This window comes from Paracoccus sp. (in: a-proteobacteria) (genome assembly GCF_035556475.1).
Taxonomy (GTDB): domain Bacteria; phylum Pseudomonadota; class Alphaproteobacteria; order Rhodobacterales; family Rhodobacteraceae; genus Paracoccus.
The window spans coordinates 94,352-112,815 of sequence record NZ_DATMFA010000146.1; the positions used below are offsets into that span (position 1 = coordinate 94,352).

Sequence of the window (18,464 nt, forward strand, 5' to 3'; positions counted from 1 at the left end):
TAATTGGTTCGCAACTGGGCGAAACAGGGGCATGGAGAATGAAGCCCGCGCACAATCCTTTGAGCACGCCTTGCGGCGCGCTGGCGTCAGGATCACGCGCCAGCGCGCCGCGCTTTTGCGCGTGCTCGCCTCGGCCGAGGATCACCCGGATGCGAACCAGCTTTTCCAGCGTGCGACCGAGGCCGGGGCAGGGGTGTCGCTTGCAACCGTCTACCGGACGCTTTCCGCGCTCGAGGCGCAGGGCGTCATCCAGAAGCTGGAATTCGAGGGCGAGCCGGCGCGGTTCGAGCCCGCCGATGGCAAGCATCACGACCACATCATTGACATCGAGACCGGCGAAGTGACCGAGTTCGTCAGCGATCGGATCGAGAAACTGCAGGCCGAGATCGCCGCCGAGCTGGGCTATGAGATCGTCCGCCACCGGCTGGAACTTTATGTGCGCAAGCTGAAATGAGCCTGCGGGTTTTCGACAAGATCATCTCCGACCGGGGGTCGCGCTATGCCGTCTCGGGCGGGCCGGCCCGAGACCGCGCCGAGGTCGAGGCGCTGCTGGCCGAGCTGAAGAAGAACAAGCGCTTCGCCAAGGCCACGCATAACACCTGGGCCGCGATCCTGTCGGGAGAGCCGGTCCGCGACGACGATGGCGAAAGCGGGGCGGCCCAGATCATCCTGCAAATGCTGGAACGCGCCGGCCTCACCGATCATCTGGTGGTGCTCACGCGCTGGTATGGCGGCAAGCATCTTGGCGGCGACCGCTTTCGCCACGTGGTCGACGCGGTGCGCCACTATCTTGCGGAAACCGGGCGCTAGGTTTCGACCGCGTGGGCGCGCAGCAGCTCAAGCGGCACGATGTCCAGCGTGCGCTGATGCGTCGCCTCCAGCACCACCTGCGGCGCGGCATATTCCTGCGCCGCCTGCATGAAGCGCGCGGCGCAGAGGCACCAGCGATCCCCCGCCTTCAGCCCCGGAAAGCGATATTCCGGCCGGGGCGTGCTGAGGTCATTACCCAGATATTTAGACATGGCGAGGAACTCGTCGGTCACGATGACGCAGACGGTGTGCAGCCCGCTATCCTCCGGCCCGGTATTGCAGCAGCCATCGCGATAGAAGCCGGTCGGCGGCACCGTCGAGCAGGGGGCGAGCGCGCCGCCCAGCACATTGATCGCAGGATCCATCGTCTTTCCTTTGTATCCGTTCCCTATCTGAACCGCTCGCTGAGCGCGCGGAGCCGGTCGGAGATGCTTTGCGGCGCGGCGGGCGGTTCTGCCGCCTTTTCCGGCGTGGGTCGCGCAGGCGCCTCGGGCGCGGGCCGGGTTCCGCTGTTCCGCGCCGGGGCCGTGCGGGCCGCGACCGCGTTTATGAAGCGCGCGTCATCGCCCGAGGCCAGCGCCTCCGCCCCGTCCGAGATCCCGCGCAGCAGATCGTCGAGCCCGTCCTCCTCGGCCTTCGCGAAATCCGACAGGACATAGCCCGCAACCCGGTCCTTGTGCCCCGGATGCCCGATCCCGAGCCTGAGCCTGCGATAACCGTCGCCGATATGCTCGTGGAGCGAGCGCAGCCCGTTATGCCCGGCATGGCCGCCGCCCAATTTCAGCCGCAGCTTTCCGGGCGCGAGGTCAAGCTCGTCATGGAGCACGATCACATCCGCCGGATCGAGCTTCAGATAGCGCATCGCCTCGCCCACCGACTGGCCGGAGAGGTTCATGAAGGTCGCGGGCTTGAGCAGGCTCACGCGTTCCGTCCCCAGACGCCCCTCGGCAATCTCGCCCTGAAAGCGTGCGCGCCAGGGACCGAAGCCGTGATCGGCCGCGATCCGGTCGACCGCCATGAAGCCGATATTATGGCGGTTATGCTGGTATTTCGCGCCGGGATTGCCCAGTCCGACGATCAGTTTCATGTCATTCTCCGTCACTTGCCCCGAAACTTACCCGCATGGGCCGGAAGGGGCAAATTCTTACGCTCTCTTGTCCTCGGGGGCGGGCGTTACTAAGACTCTCTCAACTCTTCGTCTTTATGAGTTTGCCAAAAGGGGGTCGTCCCGGCCGGCGAATCGTGAAACGGGCAGGGCAGGCAGGGAAATAAGCAGGGAAAGACATGCAAGATCCGGCAGAATTCTACATGAACACGCTCGTTCCCATGGTTGTCGAACAGACCAGCCGTGGCGAAAGGGCCTATGACATCTTCTCGCGGCTGCTGAAGGAGCGGATCATCTTCCTGTCGGGCCCTGTCCATGACGGCGTCGCGACGCTGATCTCGGCGCAGCTCCTGTTCCTCGAGGCGGAGAACCCGAACAAGGACATCAGCATGTATATCAACAGCCCCGGCGGTGTCGTGACCGCGGGCCTGTCGATCTATGACACGATGCAATACATCAAGCCGCGCGTCTCGACCCTCGTGGTCGGGCAGGCGGCCTCGATGGGGTCGCTGCTGCTTTGCGCGGGCCAGCCGGGCCACCGATTCTCGCTGCCGAACAGCCGGATCATGGTTCACCAGCCCTCGGGCGGGTTCCAGGGGCAGGCGACCGACATCCTCATCCACGCGCGCGAGACCGAAAAGCTCAAGCGCCGCTTGAACGAGATCTATGTGGCCCATACCGGCCGCACGCTGGAGGAGGTCGAAGAGGCCCTGGAGCGTGACCGCTTCATGTCGCCGGAAGAGGCGAAGGAATGGGGTCTGATCGACGAAATTCTGGTGGCTCGTGGCAAGGCGGAACCAACGACCTGAGCCGGTGTTCGGGATGAAGGACCGGCTTTTTTTGGGATTGTGACGGGCCGGGGCGGCTCGTAACATGTCCTGTGACGCGCGGCGCGGCGGTTCCCGCGCCCGCAACAGGCGGTCGTCCGGCGATGAGGCCGGGCCTCCGGGGCAATGCGAGGATCGAATTTATGGCCAATCCGACAGGCGGCGACAGCAAGAACACGCTTTATTGCAGCTTCTGCGGCAAGAGCCAGCACGAGGTGCGCAAGCTGATCGCCGGTCCGACCGTGTTCATCTGCGATGAATGCGTCGAACTGTGCATGGACATCATCCGCGAGGAAACCAAGACCTCGGCGCTGAAATCCGGCGACGGCGTGCCCTCCCCGCGCGAGATCTGCAATGTTCTCGACGATTATGTGATCGGGCAGGAACATGCCAAGCGCGTGCTCTCGGTTGCCGTGCACAACCACTACAAACGGCTGAACCACAGCTCGAAGACGGATATCGAGCTGGCGAAGTCGAACATCCTGCTGATCGGCCCGACCGGCTGCGGCAAGACGCTGCTGGCGCAGACGCTGGCGCGCATCCTCGACGTGCCCTTCACCATGGCCGACGCGACGACGCTGACCGAGGCGGGCTATGTCGGCGAGGATGTCGAGAACATCATCCTGAAGCTTCTGCAGGCGTCCGAATACAACGTCGAACGCGCGCAGCGCGGCATCGTCTATATCGACGAGGTCGACAAGATCACCCGCAAGTCCGACAATCCCTCGATTACCCGCGACGTGTCGGGCGAGGGGGTGCAGCAGGCGCTTCTGAAGATCATGGAGGGCACCGTCGCGAGCGTTCCGCCCCAGGGCGGCCGCAAACATCCGCAGCAGGAATTCCTGCAGGTGGACACGACCAATATCCTCTTCATCTGCGGCGGCGCCTTTGCCGGCCTCGACCGGATCATCGCGCAGCGGAACAAGGGCACGGCCATGGGCTTCGGCGCCGCGGTCAAGGAAAACGACGACAAGGGCGTGGGTGAGCTTTTCAAGCAGCTCGAACCCGAGGATCTGCTGAAATTCGGCCTGATCCCCGAATTCGTCGGCCGTCTGCCGGTCATCGCCACGCTGGGCGACCTGGACGAAGGCGCGCTGATCACCATCCTGACCGAGCCGAAGAACGCCCTGGTCAAGCAGTATCAGCGCCTCTTCGACCTCGAGGACGTGAAGCTGACCTTCACCGAGGATGCGCTGGTCGCGATCGCCCGCCGCGCCATCAAGCGCAAGACCGGCGCCCGTGGCCTGCGCTCAATCATGGAGGACATCCTCCTCGACACCATGTTCGAACTGCCGGGCCTCGACAGCGTCGAGGAGGTGGTGGTGAACGAGGAGGCGGTGGACAATCCCAGCGCGACCCCGCTGCTGATCCATGTCGACTCGAAGAAGGAAACCGCGACGGCCGGTTGAGGCTTTTCGCGCGGACAGGACGGCCGGTGGCGGAGACGCTGCCGGCCTTTCTTTTTCTGCGAGCTCCGGCCCGCGCCCTGCATCCGGCCCGTATGGTCGAAAATGGCTTGTCCGCGCGCCGTGGACGATGCGCTCTCTGGACCTTGGCGGCAAGTTGCGCCATATCTCTCACAAATCCGACTGACGAAGGTTCGATACCATGTCCTTTCTGCTGCGCGCCCTGACCTGGTGGAACAGCCAGACGATCAATACCCAAGTCTGGACCCGGCTCTATGGCGAGAAGGTGGGCGAAGACGCCGAGGGCAACATCTATTACCAGTCGGGCGGCGGCAAACGGCGCTGGGTGATCTATAACGGCGAATCCGAGGCCAGCCGGGTATCCCCCGAATGGCATGGCTGGCTGCATCACACCTACAAGCAGCCGCCGACGACCGAGCCGATGCAGCACAAGCCCTGGGAAAAGGAACATGTCCCGAACATGACCGGGACGGAGGGTGCCTATCACCCGGCGGGTTCGCTGCTGCGGGCCGAGCCGGCGCGGCGTCGCGACTACGACGCCTGGCAGCCCGAATAAGCCATGCAGAGCGCCGCCGAACGGATCGAATTATGGGTCGGGGGCGCCGTCCTTGCCGTGGCGGCGGGCTTCCTCGTTTGGTCGACCTCGGGCAGCGGCCTCGCGCGCGGACTGGGCGGCGACGGCTATGAATTGCGCGCGGCCTTTCCCAGCGTCGACGGGATCGAGGTCGGAACCGATGTCCGCGTCGCCGGCGTGAAGGTCGGCAAGGTCACCGGCATCGACCTGAACCCCCAGACCTATCTGGCCGAGGCGCGGTTGCGCATCCCGTCCAAGATCCAGATGCCCAGCGACAGCGCCGCGCTGATCCAGTCGGACGGATTGCTGGGCGGCGCCTATATCGAATTGCAGCCCGGCGGCGCGCCCGACAACCTGAACCCCGGCGACGAGATCGAGGATGTGCAAGGCGCCGTCAGCCTGCTGTCCCTGATGATGAAATTCGTCGATGCACAGGCCAGCGACGGGGAGGAGCCGAAATGAGGGCCCGTTCCCTGCTTGCGCCCGCACTTTGCCTTTTCATGGCGGCAACCTCGGTTGTCGCGCAGGACGAGGGCGAGGCCGAGGCGCTTCCCGACGACAACCTGCTGGTGGACCCGGCCTTCAGCGACGATCCGAACGCGGTTGTCGTCGCCGAGCCCTCGGCCGCCGAACGGCAGGCGGCGGTCGCCGCGGCCCGTGGCCCAGACACGGCGCAGGGCAAGGGCGCGCTGCTGCGCGGCCTCGACAAGGTGACGGGCCAGACCCTCGATTTCGACCTCGCAAGCGGGCAGGCGGTGGCGTTTGGCCGGCTTGAGGTGCGATTGGGCGAATGCCGCTTTCCGGCGAATGACCCTTCCTCGGATGCTTTCGCGGAACTCACGATCACCGACAAGCGGGTCAATCGCGGCGTGTTTTCCGGCTGGATGATCGCCTCGGCCCCGGCGCTTTCGGCGATGGACGACCCGCGCTATGACGTCTGGGTCATCTCCTGCAACAGGGCCTGAAGGTCCGGCAGCGGAGCGGAGGCGAACTGCGCCCGGCGCCGGATCGCGAATCCCAGCTTGCGGTGGTAATCCGCGCGCGAAATCGTCAGCCCTCCCATCGAGGCCAGATGCGGCGTCGGATATTGCGTATCCCAGAGCCGGAACCCGGTGCGCCGCAGTTGCGAGGACATCCAGATCAGCGCGGCCTTGGAGGCATTCGTCCGGCGCGAGAACATGCTCTCGGCAAAGAACGCCGCGCCAAGCGAGATACCGAAGGTGCCGCCGATCAGCGTCGATCCTTCGTAGACCTCCAGCGAATGGGCGCGGCCCATCTGGAAAAGCTGGTCATATAGCTCGATCAGGCCGGCATTGATCCAGGTTTCCTCGCGATCGGCGCAACCCGCCACGACGCCGGCGAAGTCGCGGTCGATGCTGGCGCTCCATCCGCAACCTTGCAGAAAGCGCCGCATCGAGCGTGAGACATGGACGCCGCCGACCGGCAGCACGCCCCGCTCGGGCGGGTCGAACCAGTAAAGCTGCGCGTCATCAGCCGACCGCGCCATCGGAAAGACGCCCTGGGCATAGGCCGCGAGCAGTCTTTCCGCCGTCAGTCCGATCATGCCGGATCAGCTGTTCGGGTCGGCCAGCCGCGCCAGCCAGCGTTCGAGCCAGTGGATCGAATAGTCGCCGTTCTGGATGTCCGGGTTCTCCAGCAATGCCCGAAACAGCGGCACGGTGGTATCGACGCCGTCCACGATCAGCTCGCCAAGGGCGCGATCCAGCCGCGCCAGCGCCTCGTGCCGGTCGCGGCCATGCACGATCAGCTTGCCGATCAGGCTGTCGTAATAGGGCGGGATCCGGTAGCCGTCATAGATCGCGGCATCCATGCGCACGCCGAGGCCGCCGGGCGCATGATACTGGCTGATCCGGCCGGGCGAGGGCGTGAAGTTCGGCAGCTTCTCGGCATTGATCCGAACCTCGATCGCGTGGCCGCGGATCTTCAGGTCTTCCTGCCGGAACTCCATCTCCTCGCCAGCTGCGACGAGGATCTGCTGGCGGACGAGGTCGACGCCGAAGATCGCCTCGGTCACCGGATGCTCGACCTGCAGGCGAGTGTTCATCTCGATGAAGTAGAACTCGCCATCCTCGAACAGGAACTCGATGGTGCCCGCGCCGCGATAGCCGAGCTTGGCCATGGCGCTGGAGCAGATGCCGCCGATTTCGGCGCGCTGCTCGGGCGTGATGACGGGGCCGGGGGCTTCCTCCAGCACCTTCTGGTGGCGGCGCTGCAGCGAGCAGTCGCGCTCGCCCAGATGGACCGCGCGGCCCTTGCCGTCGCCGAAAACCTGGATCTCGATATGGCGCGGCCGCTGGAGGTATTTCTCGATATAGACCTCGTCATTGCCGAAGGCGGCTTTCGCCTCGCTCCGCGCGGTGCGGAAGGCGGTTTCGATGCCGTCCTCGTCCAGCGCGACCTTCATGCCGCGCCCGCCGCCGCCTGCGGTCGCCTTGATGATCACGGGATAGCCGATCTCGCCCGCGACGCGCTTGGCCGCGATGAGGTCGGGAACGCCGCCATCGGAACCCGGAACCACCGGGATGCCCAGCGATTTCGCAGTTTCCTTGGCGGTGATCTTGTCGCCCATGATGCGGATATGCTCGGCCGAGGGGCCGATGAAGGCGATGCCGTGATCCTCGACCATCTGCACGAAGGTCGCGTTTTCAGAGAGGAAGCCATAGCCCGGATGGATCGCCTGCGCGCCGGTGATCTCGCATGCGGCGATGATCGCGGACATCGACAGGTAGCTGTCGACCGAGGGCGGCGGGCCGATGCAGACCGATTCGTCGGCCATCCGCACATGCATGGCGTCGGAATCGGCGGTCGAATGGACCGCGACCGAGGCAATGCCCATCTCGCGGCAGGCGCGAACCACCCGCAGCGCGATCTCGCCGCGGTTGGCGATCAGGATCTTGTCGAACATCCGCGCCTCACTCGACAACCATGAGGGGCGAGCCGAACTCGACCGGGCTGCCGTCATCGACGAGGATGCGCTTGACCGTGCCCGAGCGGGGCGAGGGGATGTGGTTCATGGTCTTCATCGCCTCGACGATCAGCAGCGTCTCGCCTTCCTTGACCTGTGCGCCGACCGTGACAAAGGCCGTGGCGCCCGGTTCGGGGGCCAGATAGGCGGTGCCGACCATGGGCGAGGTGACGATGCCCGGAAGGCTTGCCGGATCCTCGCTTGCCGTGGCGGCCGGGGCCGGGGCCTGCGCGGCGACCGCCGGGGCCGCGGGCAGGGACAATGCGGGGGCCGGGGCATAGGTCTGGACGACTTGCTTGCCCTGCTTCGACAGGCTGACGGTCAGCCGGTCATTCTCGCTATACTCGCGCTTGACGGACAATTCGGTCAAATCGTTGCGGTTGAGCAGTTCGGCCAGGGCCTGGATAAAGGCCACGTCGCCCTTGCTGGTGTCTTCGTCCTGACCTGCGTGATTTTTATCGTCGCTCATGCCGTCCTCTGGATTTTGTCATTGGGGCCGCGTCCCGCGCGGCGGTTGGGCAGCTTATAGCCTGTGATATGACGCGAGGGAAAGGGTTTCCCCCATTGCTACCTGGCGCCGCGGCGTTCTTTCCACCGCCTGTGGACCCAGAACCATTGATCCATATGGCTGCGGATCTGCGCCTCGAGATGGTCGTTCAGCTGCTGCATCATGGTTTCGGGATCGGAATGCGGGATCGGCTCGCCGACCTCGACCCGGAAGCTCAGCCCGTCGGGCTGGCGGATGCCGGCGATGGGCAGGATCAGCGCCTCGTAGCGGATGGCAAGTTCGGCGGGTGTCAGCACGGTCCGGGTCGGCAGGCCGAAGAACTTGAGGATCGTGCCGTGGTCGTCGAACTGGTCGAAACCCAGCGACAGCCAGCCTCCGCCCTTCAGGAAACGCAGCATGGCCGCAAGGCCTGATCGTCCGCGCGGGAACAGCGGCTCGGCGATGGCGCGCATGGCGGGGATGTAATGGCGGTTGAAGGCCTCGTTGTTCATCGGGCGATAGAGCGCGCCGACGGGCCAGCCGCGCCCGGTCAGGGCGGCCCGCATGGCGTCATAATTGCCGAAATGCGCCACGGCGAGGATCACCGGCCGTCCGGCCGCAGCCGCCTGTTCCAGCGCATCAAGGCCGGGGCCGCAAAGCGGATCGGCGGCATGGATGCGGTTGGTGAACTCCTCGCCCGAATAGATCTCGGCCAGCGAGCGGCCGGCATTGTTCGGGACCGCGCGGGTCAGGCGCTCGACCTCGGCCCTGGGCAGGTCGGGCCGCGCCTTGGCCAGAGTGTCGCGGATCCGCTTTCGCCAGCCGGCGGCGGGGCCGAGGACATGGGCGAAGAACCAGCCCATCGACCGGACCCGCTGCGGATAGGGCAGCAGGCGCGCCAGCCCCATGATCGCAAGGAAGGCGCCATTGGCGAGGCGGTCGCGCAGCGGGACGGGTTCTTCGGCTTCGGTCATGCGCTTCTGGTCATCCTGTCCGGTGGGTGGCGCGGGCTTCGCGCATCCAGACATATATGCCGGCGCTGACGACGATCAACGCGCCGATGATCGTCCAGCGGTCCGGGATCGCGCCCCAGAAGATCCAGCCCCAGAGGCCCGCCCAGACAAGGCCGGTATAGCCGAAGGGGGCGATGGCCGCGGCTTCGGCCAGCGCGAAGGCCCGGATCAGCAATGCCTGCGCCACGGTCCCGAGCGCGCCGATCAGCAGGAAGGCCCAGATGTCGCCGCTCTGGATCGGCTGCCAGAAGAAGGGCACCGCGCAGGAGGTGATGACGGTCCCAACCATCGCCGACCACAGGACCGAGGTTGCGGTCGAATCCTCGCGCACGATCCGCGTGAGGATCGCGCCCGTGGCATAGGTGAAGGCCGCGATCAGCGGCAGGATCGAAGCGGGCTGGAAGACGCCCGCGCCGGGGCGGATGATGATCATCGCCCCGCAAAGTGCTGCCGCAATCCCGAGCGCCCGGCGGATACCGATGCGCTCGCCCAGAAAGACCGCCGCGCCCAGCGTGATCAGCACCGGATTGATGTCCATGATCGCCGTCGCTTCGGCCAGCCCGATCCATTGCAGCGAGGTGAAGAACAGCGCGCCCGAGGCAAGCTGGGTGATGCCGCGGAAAAGCTGCACCGTCGGCCGCCGCGTCACCAATGTGCTGCGCAGGCGCGGGGCGAAGATGACGGCGACGATGAGGAAGTTGGTGGCAAAGCGCGCCCAGATGATCTGGCCCGGATGATAACGCTCGGCCAGATGCTTGGCGGTCGCGTCCATCAGCGTGAAGATGAAGATCGACACCAGCAGCAGCACGATGCCGCGCATCTGCGTGGAGCGCGCCGGATCGCCCGCAGGCGCAAGGATCGGCGGCAGGCCCTGTGGGGCGAGGTCAGGCTGGCTCATCTGGGGACTCCCTCGGCTCGCTTATGCCCGTGGCGCCGAAGGCTGTCCATGCCCCGGAATGCCGAACGGCCGCGCGAGAGGCGCGGCCGTCTTGGTCATTGTCTAGCGCTGGCGGTCAGCCCAGCAGGCGGCGCGCTTCCGCGACGGTCGCCTCGGCGGTGATGCCGAACTGCTTGTAGAGCGTCGGCGCCGGGGCCGAGGCGCCAAAGCCGGTCATGCCGATGAAGCCCGAGGTCTCCTCGCGCCCGCGCTCGCCCAGCAGCAGCCAGTCCCAGGGCTGGCGCACGGCGGCCTCGATCGCGACGCGGACCGTGTTCGCCGGCAGGACCGAGGCGCGATAGGCCGGATCCTGTGCGCGGAACAACTCCATCGACGGGACCGAGACGACGCGGGTGGGCACGCCCTGCGCTTCCAGCGCGTCGCGCGCGGCAACGGCGATCTCGACCTCCGAGCCGGTCGCCATCAGCACGACCTTGGCCTCGGTCGAGGCTTCGCGCAGGACATAGGCGCCCTTGGCGGTCAGGTTCTCGCCCGCCGTCTCGCGCAGCGTCGGCAGGTTCTGGCGCGAGAGCGCGAGGACCGAGGGCGTCGTCTCCTCGCTCAGTGCGATTTCCCAGGCCTCGGCGGTCTCGACCAGATCGCAGGGGCGGAAGGTCAGCGTGTTGGGCGTGGCGCGGCAGATCGCCAGATGCTCGACCGGCTGGTGGGTCGGGCCATCCTCGCCCAGACCGATGCTGTCATGGGTCATCACATAGACGACCGGCAGGCCCATCAGCGCCGAGAGGCGCATGGCGCCGCGGGCATAGTCGGTGAAGCACATGAAGGTGCCGCCATAGGGGCGGAAGCCGCCATGCAGCCAGATGCCGTTCATCGCGGCGGCCATGCCGTGTTCGCGGATGCCGTAATGGATGTAGCGGCCCTTGCGGTTCTCGGGCGTGAAGATGCCCAGATCCTTGGTCTTGGTGTTGTTCGACCCGGTCAGGTCGGCCGAGCCGCCCAGCGTCTCGGGCAGTTCCGGGTTCACGACCTCAAGCACCATCTCGCTGGCCTTGCGGGTCGCAACCTTGGGTTTGCTGGCGACGGCCTGATCCTTCAGCGCGGCGATGGTGGGCGCAAGCCGATCATTCACCTCGCCCGAGATGCGGCGGGCGAACTCGTCGCGGTTCTGGGCGGCATCGACGCGGGCATTCCATGCCTCACGCTCGGCCTTGCCGCGAGCGCCGATGGCGCGCCAGTCGCTCAGGATGTCCTCGGGGATGATGAAGGCGGGGGATTCCCAGCCAAAGGCGGCGCGGGCGGCGACGATCTCGTCAGCGCCCAGCGGCGAGCCATGCGCACCGGAGGTGTCCTGCTTCTTCGGCGCGCCATAGCCGATGATGGTCTTGCACGAGACAAAGACCGGGCGGTCGTCAACGCCGCTCGCGGCATCGGTCAGGGCGCGGTCGATATCGGCGGCGTCATGGCCGTCGCAGGCCAGCACGCGCCAGCCCGCGGCCTCGAAGCGCTTCAGCTGATCGGTATTGTCCGAAAGCGAGACGCGGCCGTCGATGGTGATGTCGTTATTGTCCCACAGGACGATCAGGTTCTTCAGCTTCTGGTGACCGGCAAGGCCGATCGCCTCATGGCTGATGCCTTCCATCAGGCAGCCGTCGCCGGCGATCACCCAGGTCTTGTGGCTGCACAGATCGGCACCGAACTGCGCGCGCATCGCCTCTTCGGCGATGGCGAAGCCGACGGCGGTGGCGATGCCCTGACCCAGCGGGCCGGTCGTTGTCTCGACCCCCTCGGCATGGCCGTATTCGGGATGGCCGGCGGTGATCGCGCCCCATTGGCGGAAGTTGCGGATCTGGTCCATCGACATCTGCTCATACCCGGTCAGGTGCAGCAGCGAATAGATCAGCATCGAGCCATGGCCGGCCGACAGCACGAAACGGTCGCGGTCGAACCAGTTCGGGGCCGAGGCATCGAATTTCAGGTGATTGCGGAACAGGACGGTGGCGACGTCCGCCATGCCCATCGGCATGCCCGGATGCCCGGAATTGGCGGCCTCCACGGCGTCCATCGACAGGGCGCGGATGGCGGCGGCAAGGCGCCAGTGATCGGGATTGGCCTTGCGGCGTTCTGCGATGTCCATTGTGGAGGTCCGTGCTGGTGGATGCGCAGCTTCTGATATTCACGCCGGCGCAAGGTTGCAACCCGCGACCCGCGCAGGAAAGCAGTGCCGGTGCGGCATTCGCAACCGCGCCCGAGGCCGCAAGGCATGGCTCAAGTGGCGGGCAGGTGCAAGGCTGGTCCATCCCGAAACCGGAGGCAAGGCCCTTCGGATGGGCATTCGCGGCGGCAGGCGGACCGTTGCCCGCAAAACAGGCCCGCGCCAGAGCGGTCGGGCGGCGGGGCACAAAGTCATTGCCTTGAATCACGGCAGGGCGCTTAATTTTCCTCAAGCAAACAAGCCAGTGACGGAGGTATCCATGGTCGAGACGACGCCCGCTGCCCGGGATCCGGTGGACGAGATCCTGCCGCCCGCCCGCCTGACCACGCTTGGCCTTCAGCATGTGCTTGTCATGTATGCGGGCGCGGTGGCGGTGCCCCTGATCGTGGGGCGGGCGCTGAAGCTCTCGCCCGAGGACGTGGCCTTTCTGATCTCGGCCGACCTTTTCTGCTGCGGGATCGCGACGATCATCCAGTCGCTCGGCATGACGCGATATTTCGGCATCCAGCTTCCGGTGATGATGGGCGTGACCTTCGCCTCGGTCGGGCCGATGGTGGCGATGGCCAATGCCTATCCGGGGCCGGATGGCGCAAGGATGATCTTTGGCGCCATCATCGGGGCGGGCATCGTCGCCATGATCATCGCGCCCTTCATCGGGCGGATGCTCAGGTTTTTCCCGCCGCTGGTCACGGGGACCATCATCCTCGTCATCGGGGTGAGCCTGATGCGAATCGGGATCAACTGGATTTTCGGAAACCCGGTCGGGCCGACCGCGCCCAAGGTGGTGGACCCGGTCGCCCTGGGCTGGCTGAACCAGTTGAAGGAACTGGAGGCGACCGGCGCGGTCCCGGCTCTGCCCCAGAACTTCGCCCCCGCGCCCAGCGTCCAGAACCCGCTTTACGCAAGGCCGGTCAATATCGCGATCTCGGGCGTGGTGCTGGTCGCGATCCTGCTGATCGCGCGTTTCGGCAAGGGTTTCGTCGCCAATATCGCCGTGCTCCTCGGGATGCTGGTCGGCGCGGTGCTGACCGTCGCCTTGGGCCAGATGAATTTCGCCAAGGTCGGGGACGCGGCATGGTTCGGGCTGGTCACGCCCTTCCATTTCGGGATGCCGATCTTTGACCCGGTGCTGATCCTGACCATGGTGCTGGTGATGATCGTGGTCATGATTGAGTCGACCGGTATGTTCCTTGCTCTGGGCGAGATGACCGGCCGCCAGATCACGCAGGAAAGGCTCTCTGCCGGCCTGCGCACCGACGGGCTTGGCACCCTGATCGGCGGGATCTTCAACACCTTCCCCTATACGTCGTTCAGCCAGAACGTCGGTCTTGTCGGCGTCACCGGGATCAAAAGCCGCTATATCTGCGTCGCGGGCGGCGTCATCCTGATCCTATTCGGGCTAGTCCCGAAGATGGGCGCGGCGGTCGAATCCCTGCCCACCTCGGTCCTCGGCGGGGCGGGGCTGGTCATGTTCGGCATGGTCGCCGCGACCGGCATCCGCATCCTTGCGACGGTGGATTTCGCCGGAAACCGCAACAATCTTTTCGTCGTCGCGGTGTCGCTGGGCTTCGGGATGATCCCGCTGGTCGCACCGGAGTTCAAGCAATGGAGGCCGCACGCGATCCATCCGCTGATCGAGTCGGGAATCCTGCTTGCGACAGTCGCCGCCGTGGCGCTGAACGCCTTCTTCAACGGGACGAAGGGCGCCAGCGTCGATGAGGCGCGCCGCGCCGCGAGCCTTGCGGATCACTGATCCGCGGGCGCCTCGCGATCCGTCTCGGCGGGCTCGGCGGGGGGCCTGATCCGCAAACGGGTGATCCGGTTCTCGCGCCGGGCCACCACCTCGAAGCGATAGCTCTGGAAGGAAAAGACCTGACCCGCGACCGGGATCGACCGGGCGACATGGATGACAAGGCCCGCGACGGTATTCGCCTCGTCGTCGGGCAGGTGCCAGTCGAGGGCGCGGTTCAGGTCGCGGATCGTCATTGCGCCATCGACCGTATAGTCGCCCGCCTCGTTCGGAACGAGGGTCTGGGTCATGTCGGTGTCATGCTCGTCCGTGATCTGGCCCACGATCTCTTCGAGGATATCCTCGAGCGTGATCAGGCCGCGCAGGCTGCCATATTCGTCGACGACCAGCGCGAAATGGGTGCGGCGGGACAGAAACTCGCGCATCTGCTCGTCCAGCGGCGTGGTCTCGGGCACGAAATAGGCGGGCATCGCCACGTCGAGGACGTCGAAACTCTCCAGCGCCCCGGCCCCGCTTTCGCGCATGGTGCGGCTGACGCCGCGCAGCAGATCCTTGGCATGGATGACGCCGACCACGTTCTCGCGCTCGCCGCGATAGACCGGCAGGCGGGTATGCGAGCTGGCCAGCACATGGTCGAGGATCTGCTGCGCGGGCAGTTCCGCGTCGATCATCTCGATGCGCGAGCGGTGCAGCATGATCTCCTCGACCGAACGTTCGCCAAGGTCCAGCGCGCCCAGCAGCAGGTCGCGCTCTTCCTTCTGGACGGTGCCGCTGGAATGCCCGATGGCAAGGGCGCCGGCGATTTCCTCCTGCACGGAAAAGAGGTTGCGGTCCTGATCCGACCGCAACCCGAACACCGCGAAGATGGCGCGCACGATCATCCGCACCACCGCGACGACTGGCGCGATCACCACGGTCACGGCCCGGATCGGGCGGGCGACGCGGCTTGCGAAATCCTCGGGCCCGAGGATGGCGCAGGTCTTGGGCAGCACCTCGGCAAAGATCAGCACCATCAGCGTCATTACCAGCGTCGCCAGCGCGACGCCGCTGGAGCCGAAAAGCCGGGTGAAAAGCGCGGTCGCGAGGCTTGCGGCAAGGATATTCACGACATTGTTGCCAAGCAGGATCGCCCCGATCAGCCGCTCGCTGTCCTCGGTCACGTCCAGCGCCGCCTGTGCGCCGGGATCGCCCCGATCGGCGCGGGCGCGCAGCTTGGCGCGGCTGGCGGCGGTCAGCGCCGTCTCGGAACCCGAGAAAAAGGCCGATACGCAGAGCAACAGGATGATCGCGCCGATGGTCAGCCAGAAGGCCATGTCATAGCCCGACGAGCCCGCCGGGGGCACCACCTCCTGGGCAGCGGCTGCGCCAGGTGTGATGCCGAGGACCATCACTCCTCGTCCTCCTTCTGCGGCGGGTGGGCAAGGGGATGGTGGTTCATCACCAGCTCCCGCATCCTGCCATCGACGACATGGGTATAGATCTCGGTCGTGCCCAGATCGGAATGGCCCAGCAGCATCTGGATCGCGCGCAGGTCAGCCCCGCCCTCCAGCAGATGGGTGGCGAAGGCGTGGCGCATGACATGGGGCGAGACGCGGGCCGGATCTATCCCGGCGGCGATGGCAAGCTGGTTCATCAGCCCGTTCATCGCCTGCCGCGCCAGATGACCCTCGCGGCTGGGCGCGGGGAAAAGCCAGCGCGAACCGCGTCCCGCGACCAGCCGGCCCAAAGGCGATTCCGCCGGCGCATTGTCCCGAACCTTCAGCCAAGCGGCGAGGGCGGCGCGCGCCGCCCCGTTCAGCGGCACCATCCGCTCGACCCCGCCCTTGCCGCGGATCAGCAGCGCGGCGGGATTGCCGCGACAGGCGCTGACCGGCAGGGAGACAAGCTCACTGACGCGCATTCCGGTGGCATAGACCATCTCGACCAGGGCGAGGTTGCGCGCCCGCTCGGTCCCGTTCCGCCCAATCCGGGGCAGGGCCTCAAACATCGCCTCCACCTCGGCGCGGTCCAGCGTCTTGGGCAGGCGCTTGGCGCGACCGGGGCCGGCGATGCGGCCGGCGGGATCGTCCTCGCGCCAATCCTCCTCCAGCGCGAAACGGGTCAGTTGCCGGATGGCCGAAAGGCGCCGCGCGCGGGTGGCGCGCGACAGCCCCTCGGCGTCGCAATGGAAAAGGTAATCCTCGATCTCTTCACGGGTGACGGTCTGGATGCGTATTCCCCGCGCCGAGAGCCAGTCGCAGAAGTCGCGCAAGTCGCGACCATAGGCGAGGAGCGTGTTCTGCGCCGCCCCCGCCTCGGCCGCCTTGGCGTCAAGGAAGGCGGCGATCCGGCGGCGGTCCTCGGTCCGGGCCTTGTTCGCCGCGTCATTGCCCTCGATGGATCGGTCATTCTCGGGCATGGCGTGGTCAGGGTCCGGTGCTGCGCAGGCCATGCGATGCGCCGATGACGGGGGCAAGGATCAGTTCGATCGCGGCCTGACGGGCAAATTCGCCCTGTCCAAGCGCACGCAGGACCGCAAGCCCGCGGGCCGCGCGGGCAAGATCGCCATCGACGCCCGCATCGGTATCGGCGATGGCGGTCAAAAGCGCCTCGCCCCGCCGGTTCTCGGCGATCAGCGCCGAGGCGGTGGCCGGCAGCGGTCCATTGGCGTCGAAGGCGATCAGCACCTGTTCGGCCCGGTCGGCGCCGGGCCCCGAGGGCGGAACCGCATCGGCGAGGCCGCTTGCGAAATCCAGCAGCCAGAGGTCGAAGGGATCGGTATCCGAAGGCGGCTGCGCGATCTTCTGCCAGTGCCCCGCCTCGATCGCGAGCCAGAGCGCGATCTGCCCCGCACGCCCGGAGAGCGGCAGGCTGCCGAGTTCGCTGCCCACCATCTCGGCCAGCGCATGCCCGAGACCTGCGGAGACCATCGCGTCGAAGGCCACCGGCAGCACATCCTCGACCGCCGCCGCATCCTGCGCCTGAAGCGCGAGGTCGAGCGATTGCAGCGCCGCTGCGCGGTCCCAGACCCCGCCCGAAGCGGCGGGCTTCTGCTCGGAATAGATCGCGCGCAGCTGCGATGCCGGGATCGCGCCCGCCCGCGCCAGACGCTCGGCCGCGTCGAGCCGGGCCTTCCAGCCGCCATTCTCGTCCAGATCGGCCAGCGCGAAGGCCAGCGGCAAGTCGGCCGAGGGCAGGGGTTGCCCGATCGCCTCGTGCAATCGCAGGTCGAGGGGCGTCACCACCCTCGGCGGTGTCAGGATCTCGCTGTCGTCGGAATAGCCGTCGTCGAGGTAATGCGCGAGGAGGGTCGCCATCTGCGGGTCGATCAGCCCGCTCAGGTCCGCGCCGTGAAAGACCAGCGCCGCCGCCGCCCAGTCGCCGCCCATGGCGAGGCAGAATATCCGCGCCGGAAAGCTGGGCGCGATGCCGGGCGTGCGGTCCATGATCTGGCAGGCCTGCATCTCGTCCCCCGAGAGCAGCGCGATATCGAAAAGCCGGCGAAACCGCTCGGGATCGGCGGGACCGGCGGCATTGAGAAGCTCTTTCGCCGCCCCGGTCGCGCCGAGGTCGAGAAGCTTGTCGACGCGGGCAAGGAAAAGCTCGCCCTCGGTTCCCGGCGCGGCCTTTGGCGGGATGAACTGGGTGGCGAGCAACCGCCGCTCCAGCCGCCGCAGCGCGGGCAGCCGGGGGTCCGAGGCCCGGACGAGCTGCGCGAGCGTGGCGCTGTCGCTGTCGCCCCAGAGGCTTGCGGGCAGACCCGCCGCGCGGGGCGAGACGGTGCCCTTGCTGTCGGGATTGCCCTCGCCCAGCCGGGTGACGCCCACCGGCTCGACCGCGCCGCTGGGCGCGACCTGCTGCCGGCTGCGCGACTTCAGCTCTGGCGGGCGGGTATCCCCCGGACGCCAGGCCGAGATGGTGTCGGGCTGGCGAATGCTTCCCGAAAGCCAGTCGCTTGCCGAAAGCGGCGGGCGCGCGGCGGCCATGTCCGGCGACAAGGCAAGCCCGGCCAGAACCACAGTCAGCGCCAGCGCGGCGCGGGAAACCGGATCAGTCGAGATCATCTTGCTCCGTCGAAGCGGCATCCGTTTCCTGCGCCTCGGTCGGTGCCGGTGCAGGCTCTTCTGCAGCCCCCTCGGTCGCTTCGGGGGCCGGGGTTGCTGCCGGAGCAGTAGAGGGCGCGGGTGCGCCAAGGTCAAGCTCGACCGGCAGCCGCGTCTCTCGCGGGTCGGCTTTCATGTCGCCGAAATAGGCATAGCCGGTCAATCCGCCGATCAGCAGAATCACCAGCACCACCACCACCCACAAAAGCCTCATTGCCTGTCCTTCTCGCCTCAATCGGGTTTGCCCTGCCGGTCTGACGCCGGCTGCTACGAAATATATATGGCATTTCCCG

The 18,464-nt window shown here is 66.7% G+C and carries 20 protein-coding genes; 8 read left to right on the forward strand and 12 right to left on the reverse strand.

Features of this window, described 5'->3' with window-relative positions; translation table 11 throughout:
- Nucleotides 1–31: 31 nt before the first annotated feature.
- Entirely contained in the window at nt 32–454 is a 423-nt protein-coding gene (locus VNQ78_RS21035) for a Fur family transcriptional regulator (protein WP_325693898.1), read from the forward strand.
- Entirely contained in the window at nt 451–810 is a 360-nt protein-coding gene (locus tag VNQ78_RS21040) for a YigZ family protein (protein WP_325693901.1), read from the forward strand. Before VNQ78_RS21035 ends, VNQ78_RS21040 begins: the two co-directional genes overlap by 4 nt.
- Here VNQ78_RS21040 and VNQ78_RS21045 read toward each other — a convergent pair.
- Both VNQ78_RS21045 and pth read right to left on the reverse strand, forming a co-directional pair.
- A complete protein-coding gene (locus tag VNQ78_RS21045) occupies nt 807–1,175 on the reverse strand; it encodes a DUF2237 domain-containing protein (protein ID WP_325693904.1) in 369 nt (122 codons plus the stop codon). The two genes, VNQ78_RS21040 and VNQ78_RS21045, sit on opposite strands and share 4 nt — an antisense overlap.
- A gap of 23 nt (nt 1,176–1,198) precedes the next feature.
- Nucleotides 1,199–1,897: an aminoacyl-tRNA hydrolase gene (pth, locus tag VNQ78_RS21050; protein WP_325693910.1), complete on the reverse strand. Its 699-nt coding sequence runs from the start codon at nt 1,895–1,897 to the stop codon at nt 1,199–1,201.
- Between the two features lie 197 nt (nt 1,898–2,094).
- On the opposite strand from pth, the gene VNQ78_RS21055 reads away from it, so the two are divergent.
- From VNQ78_RS21055 to VNQ78_RS21075, 5 genes are all read left to right on the forward strand, one after another.
- A complete protein-coding gene (locus VNQ78_RS21055) occupies nt 2,095–2,724 on the forward strand; it encodes an ATP-dependent Clp protease proteolytic subunit (protein ID WP_325693913.1) in 630 nt (209 codons plus the stop codon).
- 161 nt (nt 2,725–2,885) lie between these two features.
- On the forward strand, nt 2,886–4,151 hold the full coding sequence (clpX, locus tag VNQ78_RS21060) for an ATP-dependent Clp protease ATP-binding subunit ClpX (RefSeq protein ID WP_325693916.1): 1,266 nt from the start codon (nt 2,886–2,888) through the stop codon (nt 4,149–4,151).
- 199 nt (nt 4,152–4,350) lie between these two features.
- Nucleotides 4,351–4,725 carry an NADH:ubiquinone oxidoreductase subunit NDUFA12 gene (locus VNQ78_RS21065; protein WP_325693919.1) on the forward strand — a complete coding sequence of 125 codons (375 nt, stop codon included), beginning with the start codon at nt 4,351–4,353 and terminating at the stop codon, nt 4,723–4,725.
- A 3-nt stretch (nt 4,726–4,728) separates the two neighbouring features.
- Nucleotides 4,729–5,205 (forward strand): outer membrane lipid asymmetry maintenance protein MlaD, encoded by a 477-nt coding sequence (mlaD, locus tag VNQ78_RS21070; protein ID WP_325693921.1) that lies wholly within the window; start codon nt 4,729–4,731, stop codon nt 5,203–5,205.
- Nucleotides 5,202–5,708 (forward strand): DUF2155 domain-containing protein, encoded by a 507-nt coding sequence (locus tag VNQ78_RS21075; RefSeq protein WP_325693924.1) that lies wholly within the window; start codon nt 5,202–5,204, stop codon nt 5,706–5,708. The genes mlaD and VNQ78_RS21075 overlap by 4 nt, the downstream gene beginning before the upstream one ends.
- On the opposite strand, the gene aat is transcribed toward VNQ78_RS21075, so the two are convergent.
- From aat to tkt, 6 genes are all read right to left on the reverse strand, one after another.
- A complete protein-coding gene (aat, locus tag VNQ78_RS21080; RefSeq protein ID WP_325693927.1) occupies nt 5,672–6,307 on the reverse strand; it encodes a leucyl/phenylalanyl-tRNA--protein transferase in 636 nt (211 codons plus the stop codon). The two genes, VNQ78_RS21075 and aat, sit on opposite strands and share 37 nt — an antisense overlap.
- Before the next feature lie 6 nt (nt 6,308–6,313).
- Nucleotides 6,314–7,669, reverse strand: a complete 1,356-nt coding sequence (gene accC, locus VNQ78_RS21085) for an acetyl-CoA carboxylase biotin carboxylase subunit (RefSeq protein WP_325693930.1) — start codon at nt 7,667–7,669, stop codon at nt 6,314–6,316.
- Nucleotides 7,670–7,676: 7 nt separating this feature from the next.
- Entirely contained in the window at nt 7,677–8,198 is a 522-nt protein-coding gene (accB, locus tag VNQ78_RS21090; RefSeq protein WP_325693932.1) for an acetyl-CoA carboxylase biotin carboxyl carrier protein, read from the reverse strand.
- A 98-nt stretch (nt 8,199–8,296) separates the two neighbouring features.
- Complete coding sequence (locus VNQ78_RS21095; RefSeq protein ID WP_325693934.1) at nt 8,297–9,190, reverse strand: lysophospholipid acyltransferase family protein; 894 nt, start codon at nt 9,188–9,190, stop codon at nt 8,297–8,299.
- Nucleotides 9,191–9,200: 10 nt separating this feature from the next.
- Nucleotides 9,201–10,127, reverse strand: coding sequence for a DMT family transporter (locus VNQ78_RS21100; protein WP_325693937.1), 927 nt, complete (start codon nt 10,125–10,127; stop codon nt 9,201–9,203).
- A gap of 115 nt (nt 10,128–10,242) precedes the next feature.
- Nucleotides 10,243–12,261: a transketolase gene (gene tkt / locus VNQ78_RS21105; RefSeq protein ID WP_325693940.1), complete on the reverse strand. Its 2,019-nt coding sequence runs from the start codon at nt 12,259–12,261 to the stop codon at nt 10,243–10,245.
- Nucleotides 12,262–12,598: 337 nt separating this feature from the next.
- On the opposite strand from tkt, the gene VNQ78_RS21110 reads away from it, so the two are divergent.
- Complete coding sequence (locus VNQ78_RS21110; RefSeq protein ID WP_325693944.1) at nt 12,599–14,092, forward strand: nucleobase:cation symporter-2 family protein; 1,494 nt, start codon at nt 12,599–12,601, stop codon at nt 14,090–14,092.
- Here the strand turns inward: VNQ78_RS21110 and VNQ78_RS21115 are convergent.
- From VNQ78_RS21115 to VNQ78_RS21130, 4 genes are all read right to left on the reverse strand, one after another.
- A complete protein-coding gene (locus VNQ78_RS21115) occupies nt 14,086–15,402 on the reverse strand; it encodes an HlyC/CorC family transporter (RefSeq protein ID WP_325694002.1) in 1,317 nt (438 codons plus the stop codon). The genes VNQ78_RS21110 and VNQ78_RS21115 overlap by 7 nt on opposite strands.
- A gap of 74 nt (nt 15,403–15,476) precedes the next feature.
- Nucleotides 15,477–16,487, reverse strand: a complete 1,011-nt coding sequence (locus tag VNQ78_RS21120; RefSeq protein ID WP_325694004.1) for a tyrosine recombinase — start codon at nt 16,485–16,487, stop codon at nt 15,477–15,479.
- Nucleotides 16,488–16,494: 7 nt separating this feature from the next.
- Nucleotides 16,495–18,132, reverse strand: a complete 1,638-nt coding sequence (locus tag VNQ78_RS21125) for a hypothetical protein (RefSeq protein ID WP_325693947.1) — start codon at nt 18,130–18,132, stop codon at nt 16,495–16,497.
- Nucleotides 18,119–18,385: a hypothetical protein gene (locus VNQ78_RS21130; protein ID WP_325693950.1), complete on the reverse strand. Its 267-nt coding sequence runs from the start codon at nt 18,383–18,385 to the stop codon at nt 18,119–18,121. The genes VNQ78_RS21125 and VNQ78_RS21130 overlap by 14 nt, the downstream gene beginning before the upstream one ends.
- Nucleotides 18,386–18,464: the final 79 nt, after the last annotated feature.

What these genes read in the sequence shown, in the direction of transcription:
- VNQ78_RS21035 (WP_325693898.1), top strand. Translation starts at nt 32, where the DNA reads ATGGAGAATGAAGCCCGCGCACAATCCTTTGAGCACGCCTTGCGGCGC.
- VNQ78_RS21040 (WP_325693901.1), top strand. Translation starts at nt 451, where the DNA reads ATGAGCCTGCGGGTTTTCGACAAGATCATCTCCGACCGGGGGTCGCGC.
- VNQ78_RS21045 (WP_325693904.1), bottom strand. Translation starts at nt 1,175, where the DNA reads ATGGATCCTGCGATCAATGTGCTGGGCGGCGCGCTCGCCCCCTGCTCG.
- pth (WP_325693910.1), bottom strand. Translation starts at nt 1,897, where the DNA reads ATGAAACTGATCGTCGGACTGGGCAATCCCGGCGCGAAATACCAGCAT.
- VNQ78_RS21055 (WP_325693913.1), top strand. Translation starts at nt 2,095, where the DNA reads ATGCAAGATCCGGCAGAATTCTACATGAACACGCTCGTTCCCATGGTT.
- clpX (WP_325693916.1), top strand. Translation starts at nt 2,886, where the DNA reads ATGGCCAATCCGACAGGCGGCGACAGCAAGAACACGCTTTATTGCAGC.
- VNQ78_RS21065 (WP_325693919.1), top strand. Translation starts at nt 4,351, where the DNA reads ATGTCCTTTCTGCTGCGCGCCCTGACCTGGTGGAACAGCCAGACGATC.
- mlaD (WP_325693921.1), top strand. Translation starts at nt 4,729, where the DNA reads ATGCAGAGCGCCGCCGAACGGATCGAATTATGGGTCGGGGGCGCCGTC.
- VNQ78_RS21075 (WP_325693924.1), top strand. Translation starts at nt 5,202, where the DNA reads ATGAGGGCCCGTTCCCTGCTTGCGCCCGCACTTTGCCTTTTCATGGCG.
- aat (WP_325693927.1), bottom strand. Translation starts at nt 6,307, where the DNA reads ATGATCGGACTGACGGCGGAAAGACTGCTCGCGGCCTATGCCCAGGGC.
- accC (WP_325693930.1), bottom strand. Translation starts at nt 7,669, where the DNA reads ATGTTCGACAAGATCCTGATCGCCAACCGCGGCGAGATCGCGCTGCGG.
- accB (WP_325693932.1), bottom strand. Translation starts at nt 8,198, where the DNA reads ATGAGCGACGATAAAAATCACGCAGGTCAGGACGAAGACACCAGCAAG.
- VNQ78_RS21095 (WP_325693934.1), bottom strand. Translation starts at nt 9,190, where the DNA reads ATGACCGAAGCCGAAGAACCCGTCCCGCTGCGCGACCGCCTCGCCAAT.
- VNQ78_RS21100 (WP_325693937.1), bottom strand. Translation starts at nt 10,127, where the DNA reads ATGAGCCAGCCTGACCTCGCCCCACAGGGCCTGCCGCCGATCCTTGCG.
- tkt (WP_325693940.1), bottom strand. Translation starts at nt 12,261, where the DNA reads ATGGACATCGCAGAACGCCGCAAGGCCAATCCCGATCACTGGCGCCTT.
- VNQ78_RS21110 (WP_325693944.1), top strand. Translation starts at nt 12,599, where the DNA reads ATGGTCGAGACGACGCCCGCTGCCCGGGATCCGGTGGACGAGATCCTG.
- VNQ78_RS21115 (WP_325694002.1), bottom strand. Translation starts at nt 15,402, where the DNA reads ATGGCCTTCTGGCTGACCATCGGCGCGATCATCCTGTTGCTCTGCGTA.
- VNQ78_RS21120 (WP_325694004.1), bottom strand. Translation starts at nt 16,487, where the DNA reads ATGCCCGAGAATGACCGATCCATCGAGGGCAATGACGCGGCGAACAAG.
- VNQ78_RS21125 (WP_325693947.1), bottom strand. Translation starts at nt 18,132, where the DNA reads ATGATCTCGACTGATCCGGTTTCCCGCGCCGCGCTGGCGCTGACTGTG.
- VNQ78_RS21130 (WP_325693950.1), bottom strand. Translation starts at nt 18,385, where the DNA reads ATGAGGCTTTTGTGGGTGGTGGTGGTGCTGGTGATTCTGCTGATCGGC.